The sequence below is a fragment of the Chitinophaga sp. NPDC101104 genome (assembly GCF_050277495.1).
Taxonomy (GTDB): Bacteria; Bacteroidota; Bacteroidia; order Chitinophagales; family Chitinophagaceae; genus Chitinophaga.
The window spans coordinates 3,430,299-3,450,319 of sequence record NZ_JBNNSF010000001.1 but is presented as its reverse complement, the minus strand read 5'-3'; the positions used below and the strand labels follow the sequence as shown (position 1 = coordinate 3,450,319).

Genomic DNA, 20,021 nt, shown 5'->3' with positions numbered 1-20,021 from the left:
CGCGGTTACTTAATCCATTGGGTATTGCCGATCAGGGCTGGAAAATAGCATCGTATGTTTGGCCACCGTCGCGTCGAGCGCGGAGAATACAGGAGTAGAGGAACAGCGCTTGAGCGCTTTTGCAGTGATTGGGTCACCTTCCGCCAATTTTTTACATTTCAGTATGCCAGGAAGGGGCCGAACCAACGGTCTTACCATGAAATTGGCATGAATACTACTAAAAGGGTGTATTTTTGCCGCCGTTTACGGAAAGCGTAGGCGATCGGGTTTGAAAGGATGCCGATGGAAACGGGAAAGTCGGGGGCAATAAAAAAACCGGTCACAATGTAACCGGTTGATTTATAGCGATGTTGAATCGACTTATTTTACAGAAGCTACGAGAGATTTAAAAGTCTCAGGTTCGTTCATGGCGAGGTCAGCCAGAACTTTACGGTTGAGACCAATATTCTTTTCGGTCAGTCTGTGAATGAGCTGAGAGTAGGTCATTCCTTCGGCACGGGCGGCGGCGTTGATACGCGCGATCCACAGTGTCCGGTATTCTCTTTTCTTCAGTTTGCGACCTACGTAGCTATATGTGAGCCCTTTCTCCAGTACGTTTTTGGCTACGGTGTATACATTTTTACGTTTACCGTAGAATCCTTTGGCTTGCTTCAGGATCTTCTTTCTTCTGGCTCTGGACGCAACTGCGTTTACGGAACGAGGCATGTTATGCTTTTTAAAACTTGTTTAACGAAAATTAATGAGTTAGCGAAGTACGAGCATACGCTTTACCAGGTTCAGATTGGCATCTGCTACCAGGCTACTTCCTCTGAGAGAACGTTTCCTTTTGTTTGACTTTTTGGTCAACAGGTGACTTTTGTATGCTTTCGGACGTTTGATCGCTCCGCTGCCGGTCACCGTAAACGTCTTCTTCGCACGGCTATGAGTCTTTACTTTAGGCATCTTACTACGAATTTGGTCTGCAAAGGTAGTTATTTATTTTACAAATAGCGCAAGCAGCATAAAAAAAATAAAATATTGCCGGTACACAGAAAAAAAAGTTAACATTTTTTCCACTTCAATAATCATTTGAAAGTCAATCCGCCAATACTCTATTAACCATACTTAACTTCTATTTTGATGTGTGCCGGTAAATTTATATTTTTGGATATAACCATATTATGATTAATTTTAAATTCAGAATTTCTAAAATTTGTCCATATCGGTATTGACTGAATTTTAACCGAAGCCTATGAAATCGATCCTGTACGCCTATGAAAACCAGCGCCGGACCCAACGTCCCGCATTGTTTCAAACAAATTATCAAGTCGTCTTACCGGCCTTCCGGTTCTGACAACCTCCGCTCCCCTGCCCATCAGCCGGGGAATCGGCATTTCATTCACAAAATTGTTTGCGACAATGAGACGAATTTTACTACTACTATCTATATTACTGTCCGCCGCCGGGATATCACTGGCCCAAACCAGCCTGCCAAGGGTCTTTAACGACGAGTTCGACGCCTGGATGAACGCTCCTGAGGACGTCTGCCTGGACAAATACGCGGCCATCCACGTATTCTTCAGAGGTACACGCAGCACGGACAGCGTCAAATGGACAATCACGCGCCCCTCCGGCTCGGTTTTCGTATACCGGGCCTCCATGGGAAGGCCCAGTCCGATTTTATGGGTAAACAGCCAGGTTACTTACGGTTCCAGAACGATCAATCCCGGGCAATCCATCCTGCTCGACATGAAAGAGGTGGGCACCTATACGATCCGGGCAACGTTATATAGAAGATATAATGGGACCAATTATGTGCGGGAAGTAGAGCAGACCATCTCCGTTTCCGACTGCCCCATCACCAAATGCCTTGGCGACTTTGCGCCTAATACGAACTTCAAAGAAGATTTCGGGACGTTTACGGCAGACGGCCCCCGCCGGCCCGTTACTTCCGGAACGATCGACTATAACTACAATTCCAATCCGTATGTAGCAGGTAACACTAGCAACAATTGGCCTTTGGCCGACGATTGGTATACCGTATATTATAATGCGATACGCGGCGGCCGCCCGGAATGGGATAATGTGGACGACCATACTAACAACGGATTGGGCGGTATGCTAATTGCGAACTCCTCCGAAAAGCCAAAGACGTTCTATAAAAGAGAAGTAAATAATCTTTGTCCCGGCGCGAAATACAATTTTTCGGCATGGTTCATCAACCTCAACTCCCACCAGGTGCTTACAAGTACCTGTGCGGGATATGGGGGCACATACCAGTATGCAGGTGTTACCTTCATCATCAGGAACAAAGCCACCAACGCGATCATCGGCCAGTTTTACACGGGGGATGTTTCTATGGACCTTCGCCGCCTCGACGCCGGCGATCAGCGGCTCACCGGCTGGCAGCAGTTCGGTGGTACCGTTACCTTGCCACCTGGAGTGAAAGACGTAACGGTGGAAATCAAGAATGACAACGACGGTGGATGCGGTAACGACATTGCGGTAGACGACATCGAATTCGAGTTTTGCGCGCCCAAGATCTTTACCTATATCGACGGCGTCGGCACTTCGGATTATATCTGTCCAGGTGCAGGCCTGACCGTGAAAGCGACCATCGACCCTATCGACTACTTCGATAATCCTATTTACCAATGGGAAATGCGCCGTGGCCTCACCGGCACCTGGACGCCCATCACCGCTGCTTCCGGTTATACCGGTATCAGCACGCCGGTGCTCACTATTCCCGAAGGATTGCTGACAGAGCCCAACGTGGATTTTTATTACCGGTTGATGGTGATCGAGAGCGGGAACGTTACGCCGGGTACGCAATGTTATACGCCATCGAGCCCGGTACTGATCGGTGTGATACCACTACCAGACATCATAGTGCCAAAGGATTCGCTATGTAAAGGCGAATCGCTCGTATTGACGGCGGTGCCGCTGGAATCTTCTGCCAACCCCAACGGTTACGAGCAGTTCGATTTCACGGGAAATTATATCATGCCCTGGCCGTCGGGCCCTCAGCCGAAAGACAAGATCCTCATCCAGCCAGACGTAACTTCCACCTACATCGTGGCAGGTACCGCCTATTTTGGTATGGTGGGCAGCGTACCGCGTTATTGTACGCGGCGCGATACCGTAACGATATATGTGGACGAGCCGCCGGTGGTGAACCTGGGGCCGGACACGGTTGTCTGCGCCGGGTCACAGGTAACATTGAATGCTGGTGCGGCCAATGCCGGATATAAGCTTCGCTGGATGCCGAGCACTTCCACCACGCAAACTATCAACGTAACGGCGCCTCCCCTGGACGGCGATTCCATCAAGCCGTACCTCGAAGTCCGGAACGGACAGTGTTTGCGGACGGATACGATCAAGATCACGTCGGTAAAGAACCCCGTGGCCAACATCCAGAACGTGAGCGCGCAGTGTACCGATCCGGTTACCACCACTTACCGTTTACGCAACACCGGTGGTACCCCCGCCGGGAAAACGCCGTATACGGTTACCTGGGAAATCGTAGGTGCCGCCAACGGGGCCAGTCTTACCATTCCTGCAGCAGCCCCCAACGAGCGCGATCTTATCAATATGCCGCCGAACGTGCCCGTGCGCGTACGGTTGACCATATCTTCCAACCTGGCGGATTGTAAAACCGTTTCAGAGAAGGAATTTATTACGTATACCAGGCCCACGGCAACGGTAACAGAGACGGACATGTCGCAATGTTCGCGCACGTTTACCATGACGGCGCAACCCCTCACCGATACATCGCTGATCGGTACCTGGGAGCCCGACATGCTGCCTGCTCCGTTCACCATTCCGGCCAGCGAAGTAAACAACCCCAACGCGGTGATTACCTACACCGGCGCTGCGGGCACTTCCGGCACCGTGAACTGGGTGGTACGTAAACGTAACGGCAATGCGAAAACCTGTCCTGCAGTTACCATCTCCGTAACGCTGCGGTACTTTAACGGCCCGACGGTGACGGTCCCCTCGGTCATCGATGTCTGCAAGGTCACACCGTTTACCTTCCCGCTGACCTATACGGCAACGAACGCACCTTCCCGGTACGACCTTGAGGCGATCGCTCCTAAAATGCCGGGCTTCGTGGATATTAAAGATATGCCCCTGCCCAGCACCACCGGCGGTACCATTACGGTAACCTATCCGGGCACCGCCGCTGCGGGAACATATCGCTTCCGCCTGACGGTGCGCAAACCGGTAGGCACTACCAATGATACCTGCTTCGACGCGAAGGAATTCGACGTAGTGCTGAATACGCCCTCCACCACACCGACCATCGGGGTGTCGGACGGGGACATCTGCGTGGGCGAAACCGTGACGCTGAGCATCACCAGCGGAACCACCGGTTCCAACTCCGAATGGGTATGGTACCGCGGCGATTGCGCTACGGGCGTGGAGATCGGGCGGAACGTAACTTCCATCAACGTCTCCCCCACTGCTACCACTACTTATTCCGTGCGCGCTATCGGCAGTACAACGTGCGGCAACTCTGCCTGCGTGAGCACTACGGTAACGGTGTCGCAACAACCGGCCAAACCCAATGCCGGCCCCGACCAGGAAAAATGTAACGAAGAGCTCTTCCAGCTGGCGGCGTCCGCTCCCAGCGTTGCTGGCGCTGTAGGCACCTGGACGGCGAACCCTGCTTCCGTGGTGTTCTCCGACATCCACAGCCCGACCAGCACGGCAAGGGTATTCGTAGGGACCGTTGCCACGCTCGTATGGACGATTACGAATGGCGCCTGTGCGGCCGTGTCTGACACGGTTATCCTGTCGAATCTCAATCCAATCAATCAAAATATCATACGCGACGACCAGATCATCTGTCCGAATACAGTACCTGCGCAGATTTATGACATCGGCCACCCGTCGAGCGGTACGGGGACCTTCACGTATAGCTGGATTTCGAGCACCACGAGCGCAACGGCCGGTTATGCGATCATTCCCGGCGCCACAGGCGAGTATTATCAGCCCGGGGCGCTTTCGGTAACGACCTGGTTCCGTAGGATCGTAAAATCAGGGGCATGTACGGATACATCCGCTCCTGTTAAGATCACCGTCAGCACCAATCCTCCGACGGTCGTGACCACTCCGGCGAACATCAGCCGCGAGTGCGACAAAACGTTCGACTATACCACGCTGTTCGGCACGCCTACGTTCCAGCACCCGCTGGGACTGACGCTTACCATCACGCATGCCGATGTTACGGTGAACAACGCCTGCGGCATGACCATTACCCGTACCTGGACGGCCGAAGACCCTTGCGGATTGAAAGTGACCACTTCCCAGTCCATCACGGTGACGGACACGAAGAAGCCCGTCCTGCAATTCCCTGGCGGCCGCGCCCCTGTGGATACGACGGTGAGCTGTTCGGCGATCCCGGCGGCGGTAACGGCATCCGCAACGGATAATTGTACGGCAGACGCGGCAGTGACCGTGACGGTGAATACCGTTCGTGATGCAACGTTTACCGGTACCTGCGTGAATAACTATGTGCTGATCCGCACCTGGACGGCGAAAGACAATTGCAATAACCAGGCGGTACATACCCAGCGGATCACGGTGGTGGATACTTCCAGGCCCACCATGACCTGGAGCCCTGTACTGGCCGATACGCTGAATGCGAGCTGTAATGCCATTCCTGCTGCGGTGACGCCTACGGTGAGCGACAACTGTCTGCCTGCCGGGGTGACCGTAAGACTGGATTATACGCAGGATACTATCAGGACCGGGGTGACCAACTCCTGCCAGAACACTTACTGGCTGAAACGTACCTGGACGGCGACTGACGCTTGCGGTAACAAATCCGAGAGGGTCCAGATCGTGAAGGTGGTGGACAATGTTCCGCCGACGATCGTCTGGAGTGGCGCTGCGCCTGCGGACGTGACGGTGAATTGTGACAATATCCCCGGAGCGATCAACCCCACTGCTACCGACAACTGTGCTGCCGCGAATGCGATCACGATCAAACGTGATTCCGTGATCACCCGTTTACCGGGCGATTGCATGAGCAAATACACGATCCGCCGTAACTGGACGGTGACCGACCTTTGCGGTAACGCTTCCACGCATACACAACTGATCACGGTGCAGGATACTACGCGCCCGACTTTGGTTTGGGCTGGAACACGGCCTGCCAACGTAACGGTGAACTGCGATAACATCCCAGGCGCGGTGATGCCGACGGCTACCGATAATTGTACGGCAGCCAACGCGATCGCGATCCGCCGCGATTCCGTGGTCACTCATTTGCCGGGCGATTGCATCAGCAAATACACGATCCGCCGTATCTGGACGGCAACCGACCTGTGCAATAACAGCACTACCTGGGAGCAACTGATCACGGTGCAGGATACTACCCGCCCGACACTGGTTTGGGCTGGAACACTTCCTGCCAACGTAACGGTGAACTGCGACAACATCCCTGGCGCAGTGATGCCGACGGCTACTGATAACTGTACGGCAAATAACGCGATCGTGATCCGCCGCGATTCCGTGATCACCCGCGATCCAGCTGATTGCACGAGCAAATACACGATCCGCCGTATCTGGACGGCTACCGACCTTTGCAACAACAGCACTACCTGGGAGCAACTGATCACGGTGCAGGATACTACCCGCCCGACGCTGGTTTGGGCTGGAACCCGTCCTGCCAATATCACGGTGAACTGTGATAATATCCCTGGCGCCGTGATGCCGACGGCTACCGATAACTGTACGGCAGCCAACGCGATCGTGATCCGCCGCGATTCGGTGATCACCCGCGATCCTGCCGATTGCACGAGCAAATACACGATCCGCCGTATCTGGACGGCTACCGACCTGTGCAATAACAGCACGACCTGGGAGCAACTGATCACGGTGCAGGATACTACCCGCCCGACATTGGTTTGGGCTGGAACGCGTCCTGCCAACATCACGGTGAATTGTGATAACATCCCTGGCGCAGTGATGCCGACGGCTACCGATAACTGTACGGCCGCCAACGCGATCGTGATCCGCCGCGATTCGGTTGTGACGCGCCCGACCACGGGTTGCACGAGCAACTACACGATCCGCCGTATCTGGACGGCTACCGATCTTTGCAATAACAGCACCACCTGGGAACAACTCATCACGGTGCAGGATACCACCCGCCCCACCCTCGTGTGGACTGGTGCGGCTCCTGCCAACGTAACGGTGAATTGCGATAACATTCCTGGCGCTGTGATGCCGACCGCTACCGACAACTGTACGGCGACCAACGCGATCGTCATCCGCCGCGATTCGGTTGTGACGCGCCCGACCACGGGTTGCACGAGCAATTACACGATCCGCCGGATCTGGACCGCTACCGATCTTTGCAATAACAGCACTACCTGGGAACAACTGATCACGGTGCAGGATACTACCCGTCCTACATTGGTTTGGGCTGGAACACGGCCTGCCAACGTAACGGTGAACTGCGATAATATTCCTGGCGCTGTGATGCCGACGGCTACTGATAACTGTACGGCAAACAACGCGATCGTGATCCGCCGCGATTCGGTGATCACCCGCGATCCAGCCGACTGCACGAGCAAATACACGATCCGCCGTATCTGGACGGCTACCGACCTTTGCAATAACAGCACGACCTGGGAGCAACTCATCACGGTGCAGGATACTACCCGTCCGACGCTGGTTTGGGCTGGCACACGGCCTGCCAACATCACCGTAAATTGTGATAATATCCCCGGCGCAGTGATGCCGACGGCTACCGATAACTGTACGGCAGCCAACGCGATCGTGATCCGCCGCGATTCGGTGATCACCCGCGATCCTGCCGATTGTATCAGCAAATACACGATCCGCAGAATTTGGACGGCGACCGATCTTTGCAATAACAGCACGACCTGGGAGCAACTCATCACGGTGCAGGACATTACGCGCCCAACATTGGTTTGGGCTGGAACGCGTCCTGCCAACATCACCGTAAATTGTGATAATATCCCTGCCGCGGTGATGCCTACCGCTACCGATAATTGTACGGCTGCCAACGCGATCGTGATCCGCCGCGATTCGGTGGTGACGCGCCCGACCACGGGTTGCACGAGCAACTACACCATCCGTCGGATCTGGACGGCTACCGACCTGTGCGATAACAGCACTACCTGGGAGCAACTGATCACGGTGCAGGATACTACCCGCCCGACATTGGTTTGGGCTGGAACACGGCCTGCCAACGTAACGGTGAACTGCGACAACATCCCCGGCGCGGTGATGCCGACCGCTACCGATAATTGTACGGCTGCCAACGCGATCACAATCCGCCGCGATTCGGTTGTGACGCGCCCGACCACGGGTTGCACGAGCAACTACACGATCCGCCGGATCTGGACGGCTACCGACCTGTGCAATAACAGCACCACCTGGGAGCAACTGATCACGGTGCAGGATACTACCCGTCCTACATTGGTTTGGGCCGGCACCCGTCCTGCCAACATCACCGTAGATTGTGATAATATCCCCGGCGCAGTGATGCCGACGGCTACCGACAACTGTACGGCCGCCAACGCGATCACCATCCGCCGCGATTCCGTTGTGACGCGCCCGACCACGGGTTGCATCAGCAACTATACGATCCGCCGGATCTGGACGGCTACCGACCTTTGCAATAACAGCACTACCTGGGAGCAACTCATCACCGTTCAGGATACCACCAACCCGGTGCTTGCCTTCGCAAACGGCGCTCCGCGCGATACGACGGTGAACTGCGATGCTGTGCCTGCTACTGTAACGGCTACCGCTACGGATAACTGTACGCCTGCGAACCAGGTGTCTATCACCATCCGCCTGGACACGCTCCGTACTAACAGCGCCTGCATCTCCAATTATCAAATCCGCCGCACCTGGATCGCAACCGACCTGTGCGGTAACACCGATACGCACATCCAGCTGATAACGGTACAGGACACTACCCTCCCCCGTCTCGTTTGGGCGACCACTGCTCCTGCCAACATTACCGTGAACTGCGATAACATCCCCGGTGCCGTGATGCCGACCGCTACAGATAATTGTACGCCTGGCAATAAAATCACGATCCGCCGCGATTCGGTTGTGACGCGCCCGACCACGGGTTGCACGAGCAACTACACGATCCGCCGTATCTGGACGGCTACCGACCTGTGCGGTAACGCCATTTCGCATGAACAGCTCATCACCGTTCAGGATACTACCCGTCCGACACTGGTTTGGGCTGGCACACGTCCTGCCAACGTAACGGTGAACTGCGACAACATCCCTGCTGTAGTGATGCCGACGGCTACCGATAACTGTACAGCTGCCAACGCCATTACGATCCGCCGCGATTCGGTAATCACCCGCGATCCCGCAGATTGCGCCGGTGTGTATACGATTCGCCGTATCTGGACGGCAACCGACCTGTGCAACAACAGCACCACCTGGGAGCAACTGATCTCCGTGCAGGATACCACCCGCCCGACATTGGTTTGGGCTGGCACACGTCCTGCTAACATCACGGTGAACTGTGATAACATCCCTGCCGCAGTGATGCCTACTGCTACCGATAACTGTACGACGGCCAACGCGATCACGATCCGCCGTGATTCGGTTGTGACGCGCCCGACCACGGGTTGCACGAGCAACTATACCATCCGCCGTATCTGGACGGCTACCGACTTGTGCAACAACAGCATCACCTGGGAGCAACTGATCACGGTGCAGGATACTACCCGCCCGACATTGGTTTGGGCTGGAACACGGCCTGCCAATGTAACGGTGAACTGCGACAACATCCCTGCCGCGGTGATGCCGACGGCTACCGACAATTGTACGGCAGCCAACGCGATCACCATCCGCCGCGATTCCGTTGTGACGCGCCCAACCACGGGTTGCACGAGCAACTACACCATCCGCCGGATCTGGACGGCTACCGATCTTTGCAATAACAGCACCACCTGGGAGCAACTGATCACGGTGCAGGATACTACGCGTCCGACGATGGTTTGGGCCGGAACCCGTCCTGCCAACGTAACGGTGAACTGCGATAACATCCCTGGCGCAGTGATGCCGACCGCTACCGACAACTGTACGGCCGCCAACGCGATCATCATCCGCCGCGATTCCGTTGTGACACGCCCGACCACGGGTTGCATCAGCAACTACACGATCCGCCGCATCTGGACGGCTACCGATCTGTGCAATAACAGCACTACCTGGGAGCAACTGATCACGGTGCAGGATACCACCCGCCCGGTACTTGCCTTCGCAAACGGCGTTCCACGCGATACGACGGTGAACTGCGACGCGGTTCCTGCCATAGTAACGGCTACCGCTACGGATAACTGTACGCCTGGGAACCAGGTGACTATCACCATCCGCCTCGACACGCTCCGTACAAGCAGCGCCTGCATCTCCAACTATCAGATCCGCCGCACCTGGATCGCTACCGACCTGTGCGGTAACACCGATACCCATGTTCAACTGGTAACGGTGCGGGATACGACTCGTCCTACCCTCGTGTGGACCGGCGCCCGTCCTGCCAACATCACCGTGAACTGCGATAACATCCCCGGTGCCGTGATGCCGACGGCTACTGATAATTGTACGCCTGGCAATAAAATCACGATCCGCCGCGATTCGGTTGTGACGCGCCCGACCACGGGTTGCACGAGCAACTACACGATCCGCCGTATCTGGACGGCTACCGACCTGTGCAATAACAGCATTACCTGGGAACAACTGATCACCGTTCAGGATACTACCCGCCCGACATTGGTTTGGGCTGGCACCCGTCCTGCCAACGTAACGGTGAATTGCGACAACATCCCTGCTGCAGTGATGCCGACGGCTACCGATAACTGTACAGCTGCCAACGCGATTACGATCCGCCGCGATTCGGTGATCACCCGCAATCCTGCCGATTGCATCAGCAAATACACGATCCGCAGAATTTGGACGGCTACCGATCTGTGCAATAACAGCACCACCTGGGAGCAACTGATCACGGTGCAGGATACTACCCGCCCGACGTTGGTTTGGGCTGGAACGCGTCCCGCCAACATCACCGTGAACTGCGATAACATCCCCGGCGCAGTGATGCCGACCGCTACCGATAATTGTACGGCTGCAAACGCGATCACCATCCGCCGTGATTCGGTTGTGACGCGCCCGACCACGGGTTGCACGAGCAACTACACGATCCGCCGTATCTGGACAGCTACTGACCTGTGCAATAACAGCATCACCTGGGAACAACTGATCACCGTGCAGGATACTACCCGCCCGACACTGGTTTGGGCTGGAACACGACCTGCCAACATCACCGTGAATTGTGATAATATCCCCGGCGCGGTGATGCCGACGGCTACCGACAACTGTACGGCCGCCAACGCGATCACGATCCGCCGCGATTCCGTTGTGACACGCCCGACTACGGGTTGCACGAGCAACTACACCATCCGCCGGATCTGGACGGCTACCGACCTGTGCAATAACAGCACGACCTGGGAGCAACTGATCACGGTGCAGGACACTACGCGTCCGACGATGGTTTGGGCCGGAACCCGTCCTGCCAACGTAACGGTGAACTGCGACAACATCCCCGGTGCTGTGATGCCGACCGCTACCGACAACTGTACGGCCGCCAACGCGATCATCATCCGCCGCGATTCCGTTGTGACACGCCCGACCACGGGTTGCATCAGCAACTACACGATCCGCCGCATCTGGACGGCTACCGACCTCTGCGGTAACGTGGCCCGTTACGAACAGCTCATCACGGTACAGGACACTACCCGCCCGGTACTGGTATTCGCAAACGGTGCTCCGCGCGATACGACGGTGAACTGCGACGCGGTTCCTGCCACTGTAACGGCTACCGCTACGGATAACTGTACGCCTGGGAACCAGGTGGCTATCACCATCCGCCTCGACACGCTCCGTACAGGCAGCGCCTGCATCTCCAACTACCAGATCCGCCGCACCTGGATCGCTACCGACCTGTGCGGTAACACCGATACCCATGTTCAACTGGTAACGGTGCGGGATACGACCCGTCCCACCCTCGTGTGGACCGGCGCCCGTCCTGCCAACATCACCGCGAATTGCGATAACATCCCCGGCGCTGTGATGCCTACGGCTACCGACAACTGTACGCCCGGCAACAGGATCACGATCCGTCGCGACTCCGTGATCACCCGCGCACCGGGAGCCTGCATCAGCAGTTATACCATCCGCCGGATCTGGACGGCTACCGACCTGTGCAATAACAGCATCACCTGGGAACAACTGATCACTGTTCAGGATACCACCCGTCCGACACTGGTTTGGGCTGGAACCCGTCCTGCCAACATCACGGTGAACTGTGATAATATCCCTGGCGCTGTGACGCCGACGGCTACCGACAACTGTACGCCGGCTAACCAAATCACGATCCGCCGCGATTCCGTTGTGACGCGCCCGACCACGGGTTGCACGAGCAACTACACGATCCGCCGGATCTGGACGGCCACCGACCTGTGCAATAACAGCACCACCTGGGAGCAACTGATCACCGTGCAGGACACCACCCGTCCGACGCTGGTTTGGGCTGGAGCCCGTCCTGCCAACGTAACGGTGAACTGCGACAACATCCCCGGCGCGGTGATGCCTACCGCTACCGATAATTGTACGGCTGCCAACGCGATCACGATCCGCCGCGATTCGGTTGTGACGCGCCCGACCACGGGTTGCACCAGCAACTACACGATCCGCCGGATCTGGACGGCTACCGACCTGTGCAATAACAGCACTACCTGGGAGCAATTGATCACCGTTCAGGACACTACCCGTCCGACGCTGGTTTGGGCCGGCACCCGTCCTGCCAACATCACCGTGAACTGTGATAACATCCCTGGCGCGGTGATGCCGACGGCTACCGACAACTGTACGCCTGCCAACGCCATCACGATCCGCCGCGATTCCGTTGTGACGCGCCCGACCACGGGTTGCACCAGCAACTACACGATCCGCCGTATCTGGACGGCTACCGATCTTTGCAACAACAGCACTACCTGGGAACAACTGATCACGGTGCAGGACACTACCCGTCCGGCGATGGTTTGGGCCGGAACCGCTCCTGCCAACGTAACCGTGAACTGCGATAACATCCCTGGCGCTGTGATGCCGACGGCTACCGATAATTGTACGGCCGCCAACGCGATCACCATCCGCCGCGATTCCGTGATCACCCGCAATCCTGCCGATTGCATCAGCAAATACACGATCCGCCGTATCTGGACCGCTACCGACCTCTGCGGTAACGTGGCCCGCCACGAGCAGCTCATCACCGTTCAGGACACCACACGCCCTGAATTCGTATGGAACGGTACCGCACCGGCGAACATCACGGTGAATTGCGATGCCATCCCTGCCAGGGCGATCCCGGCCGCTACCGACAACTGTACGCCGGCCAATCAAATTACCATGGTGTACGACTCCACCATCATCCGTACCCCCGGCGCCTGCGCAAGCAGCTACCAGATCATGCGGAGATGGAGGATCACGGACCTCTGCGGTAACATGAATACGCATCAGCAACTGGTGACCGTTCAGGATACCACCCGCCCGAACATCGTTTGGAACGGCGCCCGTCCTGCCGACATCACCGTAGATTGCGATGCTATCCCTGCAGCAGTGATGCCGGCGGCTACCGACAACTGTACGCCTGCCAACGCGATCACCATCCGCCGCGATTCCGTGATCACCCGCGTATCCGGCATGTGTGTGAGCAATTACACGATCCGCCGTATCTGGACCGTTACCGACCTCTGCGGCAACGCATCCACCCACGAACAACTGATCACCGTTCAGGACACCACCCGCCCCACCCTCGTGTGGAACGGTTCGGCTCCTGCCAACGTAACGGTGAACTGCGATAACATCCCCGGCGCGGTGATGCCGACGGCTACCGACAACTGTACCCCCGGCAACCAGATCTCGATCCGCCGCGATTCCGTGATCACCCGCGCACCGGGCGCCTGCATCAGCAGCTATACCATCCGCCGCATCTGGACGGCTACCGACCTGTGCAATAACAGCACCAGCTGGGAACAACTCATCACCGTACAGGATACGACCCTGCCGAAATTCACCTGGACGGGCGGATTGCCTGCGGATATGACCGCCGATTGCGACGCACTTCCTGCAAGGCCGGTACCGACCGTTTCGGATAACTGTACGCCTGCCAACCAGATCACACTGGTGATGGATTCCGTGATCACCCGCGCTCCGGGCGCTTGTGTGAGCGATTACACCATCCGCCGCACGTGGACCGCTACCGACCTTTGCGGCAACGTGGCTACGCATGTGCAGACCATCACCGTCCGCGATACTACCCGCCCCGTGCTGGTTTGGACCGGTGCCCGTCCTGCCGACGTAACCGTGAACTGCGACGCCATCCCAGCAGCAGCAACCGCCGGGGCAACGGATAACTGTACGCCGGTGAACCAGATCGATATGGATTACCGCCAGGATACGGTGCGCGCTTCCAACGCCTGCGCGAACAGCTACCAGCTGCGCCGCACCTGGACCGCTACCGACCTTTGCGGCAACGCGATCTCGCACGTTCAAACCGTTACTGTTCAGGATACCACCAAGCCTGTGATGGTTTGGGCGAGCCGTCCTGCCAACGTAACCGTGAACTGCGACGCCGTACCTGCCGCAGCTATGCCGACCGCTACCGACAACTGTACGCCGGGCAACATGGTGACCATCGATCTGAAGACCGATACCCTCCGCGCAAACAGCGCGTGCATCAGCAACTACCAGCTGCGCCGTACCTGGACCGCCACTGACCTTTGCGGCAATTTCAGCACGCATGTTCAGCTGGTGACCGTTCAGGATACCACCAAGCCGGTATTCTCCTTCCCGAACGGACAGCCTGCGGATGCTACCGTGAGCTGCGACGCCATCCCCGCCACCCCTGCGGTGAACGCAACGGATAATTGCAGCATGGGCAACCAGGTGACCGTTTCCCTGAAAGTGGATACCATCCGCACATCCGGCGCCTGCGCCAACAATTACCGCCTGCGCCGCACCTGGACGGCTACCGATCTCTGCGGCAACAGCGCCACGTTCGTACAGACGCTGACCGTGGAAGACAGGACCGCTCCCGTGTTCACCATGCCTACGCCTGCGGATGTAACGGTGAATTGCGACGAGATCCCGGCACAGCCCGACCTCACCGCCATCGACAACTGCAGCCCGGCCGGTAAAGTGACCGTGCTGAAGAACGAAAACAGGAACCCGATCCCCGGCGCCTGCGCCAACAACTACCTGCTGATCCGCACCTGGACGGCCATAGACGAGTGCAGGAACGCCCAGACCGTGACGCAGACCATCACCGTAGTAGATACCAAAGCGCCCGTGTTCACCAGCGCAGCACCTGCAGACACCACCGTGGATTGCGACAAAGTGCCCGCCGCACCGAACATGACCGCTACCGACAATTGCAGCACCGGCAACAACGTGACCGTTCGCTTCAGCGAAACCCGCCGCGACATTCCGGGCGCCTGCATCAATAATTACCAGCTGGTCCGCACCTGGACGGCCACCGACGAATGCGGCAACTTCAATACCGTATCGCAGACCGTAACGGTACAAGACACTACGGCTCCCGTGTTCACCAGCCCCGCTCCTGCCAACGCAACGGTAGAATGCGACAAGGTGCCCGCACAGCCCGACCTGACTGCCACCGACAACTGCGCCGGTAATGTGACCGTCGTGAAAAACGAACAGCGCATCGACAGCACCTGCGCCAACACTTATCGCCTCATCCGTACCTGGACGGCCACCGATGTATGCGGCAACAGCACCACGCTCACGCAGACCATCATCGTGGCAGACCGTACCAAGCCGGTGTTCACCACCCCGATCCCGGCAGATACCACGGTGAATTGCGACGCCATCCCGGCACGCCCCGTGATCACGGCCAGCGATAACTGTGCAGGTATCATCAATGTTCAGTTCGACGAAGAACATATCGACATCCCCGGCGCCTGCGCCAATAATTACAGGTTGCTCCGCACCTGGACGGCCAACGACGGATGCGGCAATATCTCCAAAGTGATCCAGGTGATCACGGTGAGAGACACCACCCGTCCCACGTTCATGATGCCCACACCGGCAGATACGACCGTGAATTGCGACGCCGTCCCCGTTCAGCCCGACCTCACGGCTACCGACAACTGCTCCGCCGCCAGCGACGTGACCGTTGTGAAAAACGAGACCCGTGAAAGCATCGCCGGTGCATGTGCCAACAACTACCGCCTCATCCGTACCTGGACGGCTACCGACGCCTGCGGCAACGCCCGCACCGTGCGCCAGGTGGTAACGGTACAGGATACGACCAGACCGGTGTTTGTCCTGCCCGTTCCCATGGATGCGACCGTAGATTGTAACGACGTGCCGGCACAGCCCGATATCACGGCTACCGACAACTGCTCCGCACAAAACCGCGTGACCATTGCGAAGAACGAGCGCCGCGAAGACATCGCCGGAGCATGTGCCAACAATTACCGCCTCATCCGCACCTGGACGGCTACCGACGAATGCGGCAACAGCGCCGTGCTGACACAGGTGATCACGGTACAGGATACCACACGCCCGAACTTCACGATGCCGGTACCGGCCGACGTAACGGTGAATTGCGACGCCATCCCGGCGCAGCCCGACCTGTCGGTAACCGACAACTGCACCGCTACCAGCGCCATCAGGATCGTGAAGAGCGAACGCCGCGAAGACATTACCGGTGCATGCGTGAACAACTATCGCCTGATCCGTACCTGGACCGCGACCGACGAATGCGGCAATATCCGCACGGTGACGCAGGTGCTGACCGTTCAGGACACCACCCGTCCCACTTTCGTGGGCAGCACGCCGGCAGACGCTACGGTAGAATGCAGCGCCATCCCCGTTCAGCCGGACCTCAACGTGACCGACAACTGCTCTGCCAGCAATAAAGTGACGGTAGTGAAAAACGAACACCGTGAAGACATCCCCGGTGCCTGTGCGAACAACTATCGCCTCATCCGTACCTGGACCGCTACCGACGAGTGCGGCAACAGCACCACGGTGCAGCAGGTACTGACGGTGAGGGATACCACCGCACCCGTATTCACCACGCCTACGCCGGCAGACGCCACGGTTGAGTGCCACGCCATCCCGGCACAGCCCGACCTTTCGGCGAACGACGCCTGCTCCGGTACCAACGTGACGATCGTGAAGAACGAACGCCGCGAAGACATCCCCGGCGCCTGCGCGAACAACTACCGCCTCATCCGCACCTGGACCGCTACCGACGAATGCGGCAACGCCCGCACCGTAACGCAGGTACTGACTGTTGTGGACAACACCAAACCCGTATTCAACATGCCTGTTCCCGCAAATGCGACAGTTGAGTGCAGCGCCATCCCGGTTCAACCGGACCTGACGGCTACCGACAACTGCTCGCCCGCTGCGAACGTGCGCATCGTGAAATACGAACGCCGCGAAGACATCCCCGGCGCCTGCGCGAACAACTACCGCCTGATCCGTACCTGGACGGCTACCGACGAATGCGGCAACGCAACCACGGTGACGCAGACGATCACGGTACAGGATACCACAGCGCCTGTCTTCACTAACCTGCCGCCGACCGACATTACGCTGTCTTGCAGCGAAGTGCCCTCGGTACCGGTTATGACCGCAACCGATAATTGTTCCGGCAACAACGTACGGATCGAGTACAGCTTCAGCAAGCGCCCGCTCTCCACCCGTTGCGCCGATAATTACCGCCTGACCCGCACCTGGAAAGCCATCGACGAATGTGGCAACGTGGCCATCGCTACGCAGGTGATCACGGTGATGGATACCACCAAACCGACGTTCACCATGGCCGTACCGGCAGATACCACGGTGATGTGCGACGCACTCCCCGCGCCGGTGAGCATCAACGCTACCGACAACTGTACGCCCAGCGGCGGTGTGACCGTAAGGTTCAGATCTATCCGCGAAACCGTGCCGGGCAACTGCTCTTACCGGATCGTTAATATCTGGACGGCGGTAGACAACTGCGGCAACGCCAACGAAATGCGCCAGGTGATCACGGTGATCGACACGGTGAAACCCGTGATCGCCGCTCCCCCGGCAGACATTACGCTGACCTGCGGACAAGCCATCCCGACAGATCCGATCGCGCTGACGGCGACCGACAACTGCTCGGAAGGCTTCCCCAAACAGGTACAATACACCATCGACCCGTATACGCCTGACCTGTGTGCCGGTTATACCATCACGAGAAGATGGAAAGTGACCGACAATTGCGGCAACGCGGCAGACGACGTGATCCAGCAGATCCACGTACTGCCCTGTCCGAAACCGGAACTGCAGGCGGAAGTGTTCACGAACTGCTCTACCAATCCGTTCATCACCCTGAAAACCAAAGGAGACGTGAACAGACCGGTATACACCCTGGTAGGCGTAACGCCGGCCAATGCGGTGAGCGTTCCGATGACCTCTACCAACCCGCGCTTCAACGTGAACGGCGCTACTTCGGCCTCGTTCGTGGTGCGCGACGGCGTCACCGGTTGTATATCCGATACGGTGACCTACACCATCAACTACCTGCAAATGCCTGTGGTGAACCTGGGCAGCGATACCAGCCTCTGCGGCGGTAACGGCATGGTACTGGATGCGGGCCCGGCCAACTTCGGGTACCAGATCAGATGGTCGACCGGAGAAACCACCCAGCGCATCCGCATCACCCGCGCAGGCACTTACAAAGTGACCGTCAGCAACGGCATGTGCGAAGCGGCCGATTCCATCGAAGTGGGTGTGATCCCGATGCCGCTCATCGATCTGAAAGACACCACCATCTGCCGTGGCCAGTCCGTTAAACTGGACGCTACCGTAGAAGGCAACGCCACCTATCTCTGGAGCACCGGCGCCACCTCGCCCATCATCACGGTGAGCACGCAGGAACGCTTCTGGGTACGCGTCACCAAACTCGGATGTATCACCATCGATACCGTGAACGTAACGGTGAACCCGCCGCCAGACGTAACCCTCAGCAGAGATACGTCTATCTGCCCCGGCCAGTCCGTGATGCTGACCGTCAACACCAACGCAGGCCGCATCCAATGGGCTACCGGTGAAACCAGCAACTCCATCGTCGTGAGCAGGGCCGGTACTTACCAGGTGGCAGTGTTCAGGGACAATTGCGTGGTGAAGGAAGCTGTGAGAGTGAGCGAACGCCCCGACATGAAGCTCGAGCTCGGCCCGGACCGCTACATGTGCCCCGGCAGCAGCATCCTGGTAGACGCAAGGCACCCCGACGTGAACGTGTACCGCTGGAACGATGGCGACCTCAACCCGATCAAAACTATCACCCAGCCCGGCACCTACGTACTCGGCGTACTCGATAAGTACTGCGACCGCTACAAAACCGACAGCATCAAGGTATCTATCGCCGGCCCGCCGACGGTGAACCTGGGCAACGACACGATCATCTGCCGCGGCCGCCGCTTCATGCTGAAAGCCAACGCTACGAACGCCAGCCGTTACCTCTGGAGCACCGGTGCCACCACGGCTTCCATCGAAGTGAAAGAACCCGGTACCTACACCGTGACCGCCTTCAACGATTGCGGCAGCAGTACGGACGAAATCACCATCGATGTGAAAGATTGCGACAGCAAGCCCGAAGTACCGAATGCCTTCTCTCCCAACGGCGACGGCAAGAACGATCTCTTCCGCCCCGTACTGAGAGGCCCGATGTACGAATACGAACTGCGCATCTTCAACCGCTGGGGTGAACTGGTGTACATCAGCAAAGACCAGCACCAGGGATGGGACGGAACGTACAAAGGCCGCCCTGTGGATGTAGGCACCTTCGTATGGTGGCTCACCTACAAGCGGACCACCTTCGGCCCTGCCTTCATCATCAAAGGCGATGTGACCGTAATCCGGTAATTTTTGACAGGAATATATGAATAGAAAAGGCCGTCCTTCCGGGCGGCCTT

The 20,021-nt window shown here is 57.6% G+C and carries 3 protein-coding genes; 1 reads left to right on the top strand and 2 read right to left on the bottom strand.

Annotated elements, in window-relative coordinates:
* Positions 1 to 360 precede the first annotated feature (360 nt).
* Both rplT and rpmI read right to left on the bottom strand, forming a co-directional pair.
* Entirely contained in the window at positions 361 to 705 is a 345-nt protein-coding gene (gene rplT, locus ACQKLP_RS13765; protein WP_126243624.1) for a 50S ribosomal protein L20, read from the bottom strand.
* A gap of 39 nt (positions 706 to 744) precedes the next feature.
* Positions 745 to 942 (bottom strand): 50S ribosomal protein L35, encoded by a 198-nt coding sequence (gene rpmI / locus ACQKLP_RS13760; RefSeq protein WP_109700507.1) that lies wholly within the window; start codon positions 940 to 942, stop codon positions 745 to 747.
* 456 nt (positions 943 to 1,398) lie between these two features.
* On the opposite strand from rpmI, the gene ACQKLP_RS13755 reads away from it, so the two are divergent.
* Complete coding sequence (locus ACQKLP_RS13755; RefSeq protein ID WP_427323323.1) at positions 1,399 to 19,971, top strand: gliding motility-associated C-terminal domain-containing protein; 18,573 nt, start codon at positions 1,399 to 1,401, stop codon at positions 19,969 to 19,971.
* The last annotated feature ends 50 nt before the right edge of the window (positions 19,972 to 20,021 follow it).

Bases quoted from the DNA above. Each gene is read 5' to 3' on its own strand.
- rplT (WP_126243624.1), bottom strand. From the start codon at position 705: ATGCCTCGTTCCGTAAACGCAGTTGCGTCCAGAGCCAGAAGAAAGAAG.
- rpmI (WP_109700507.1), bottom strand. From the start codon at position 942: ATGCCTAAAGTAAAGACTCATAGCCGTGCGAAGAAGACGTTTACGGTG.
- ACQKLP_RS13755 (WP_427323323.1), top strand. From the start codon at position 1,399: ATGAGACGAATTTTACTACTACTATCTATATTACTGTCCGCCGCCGGG.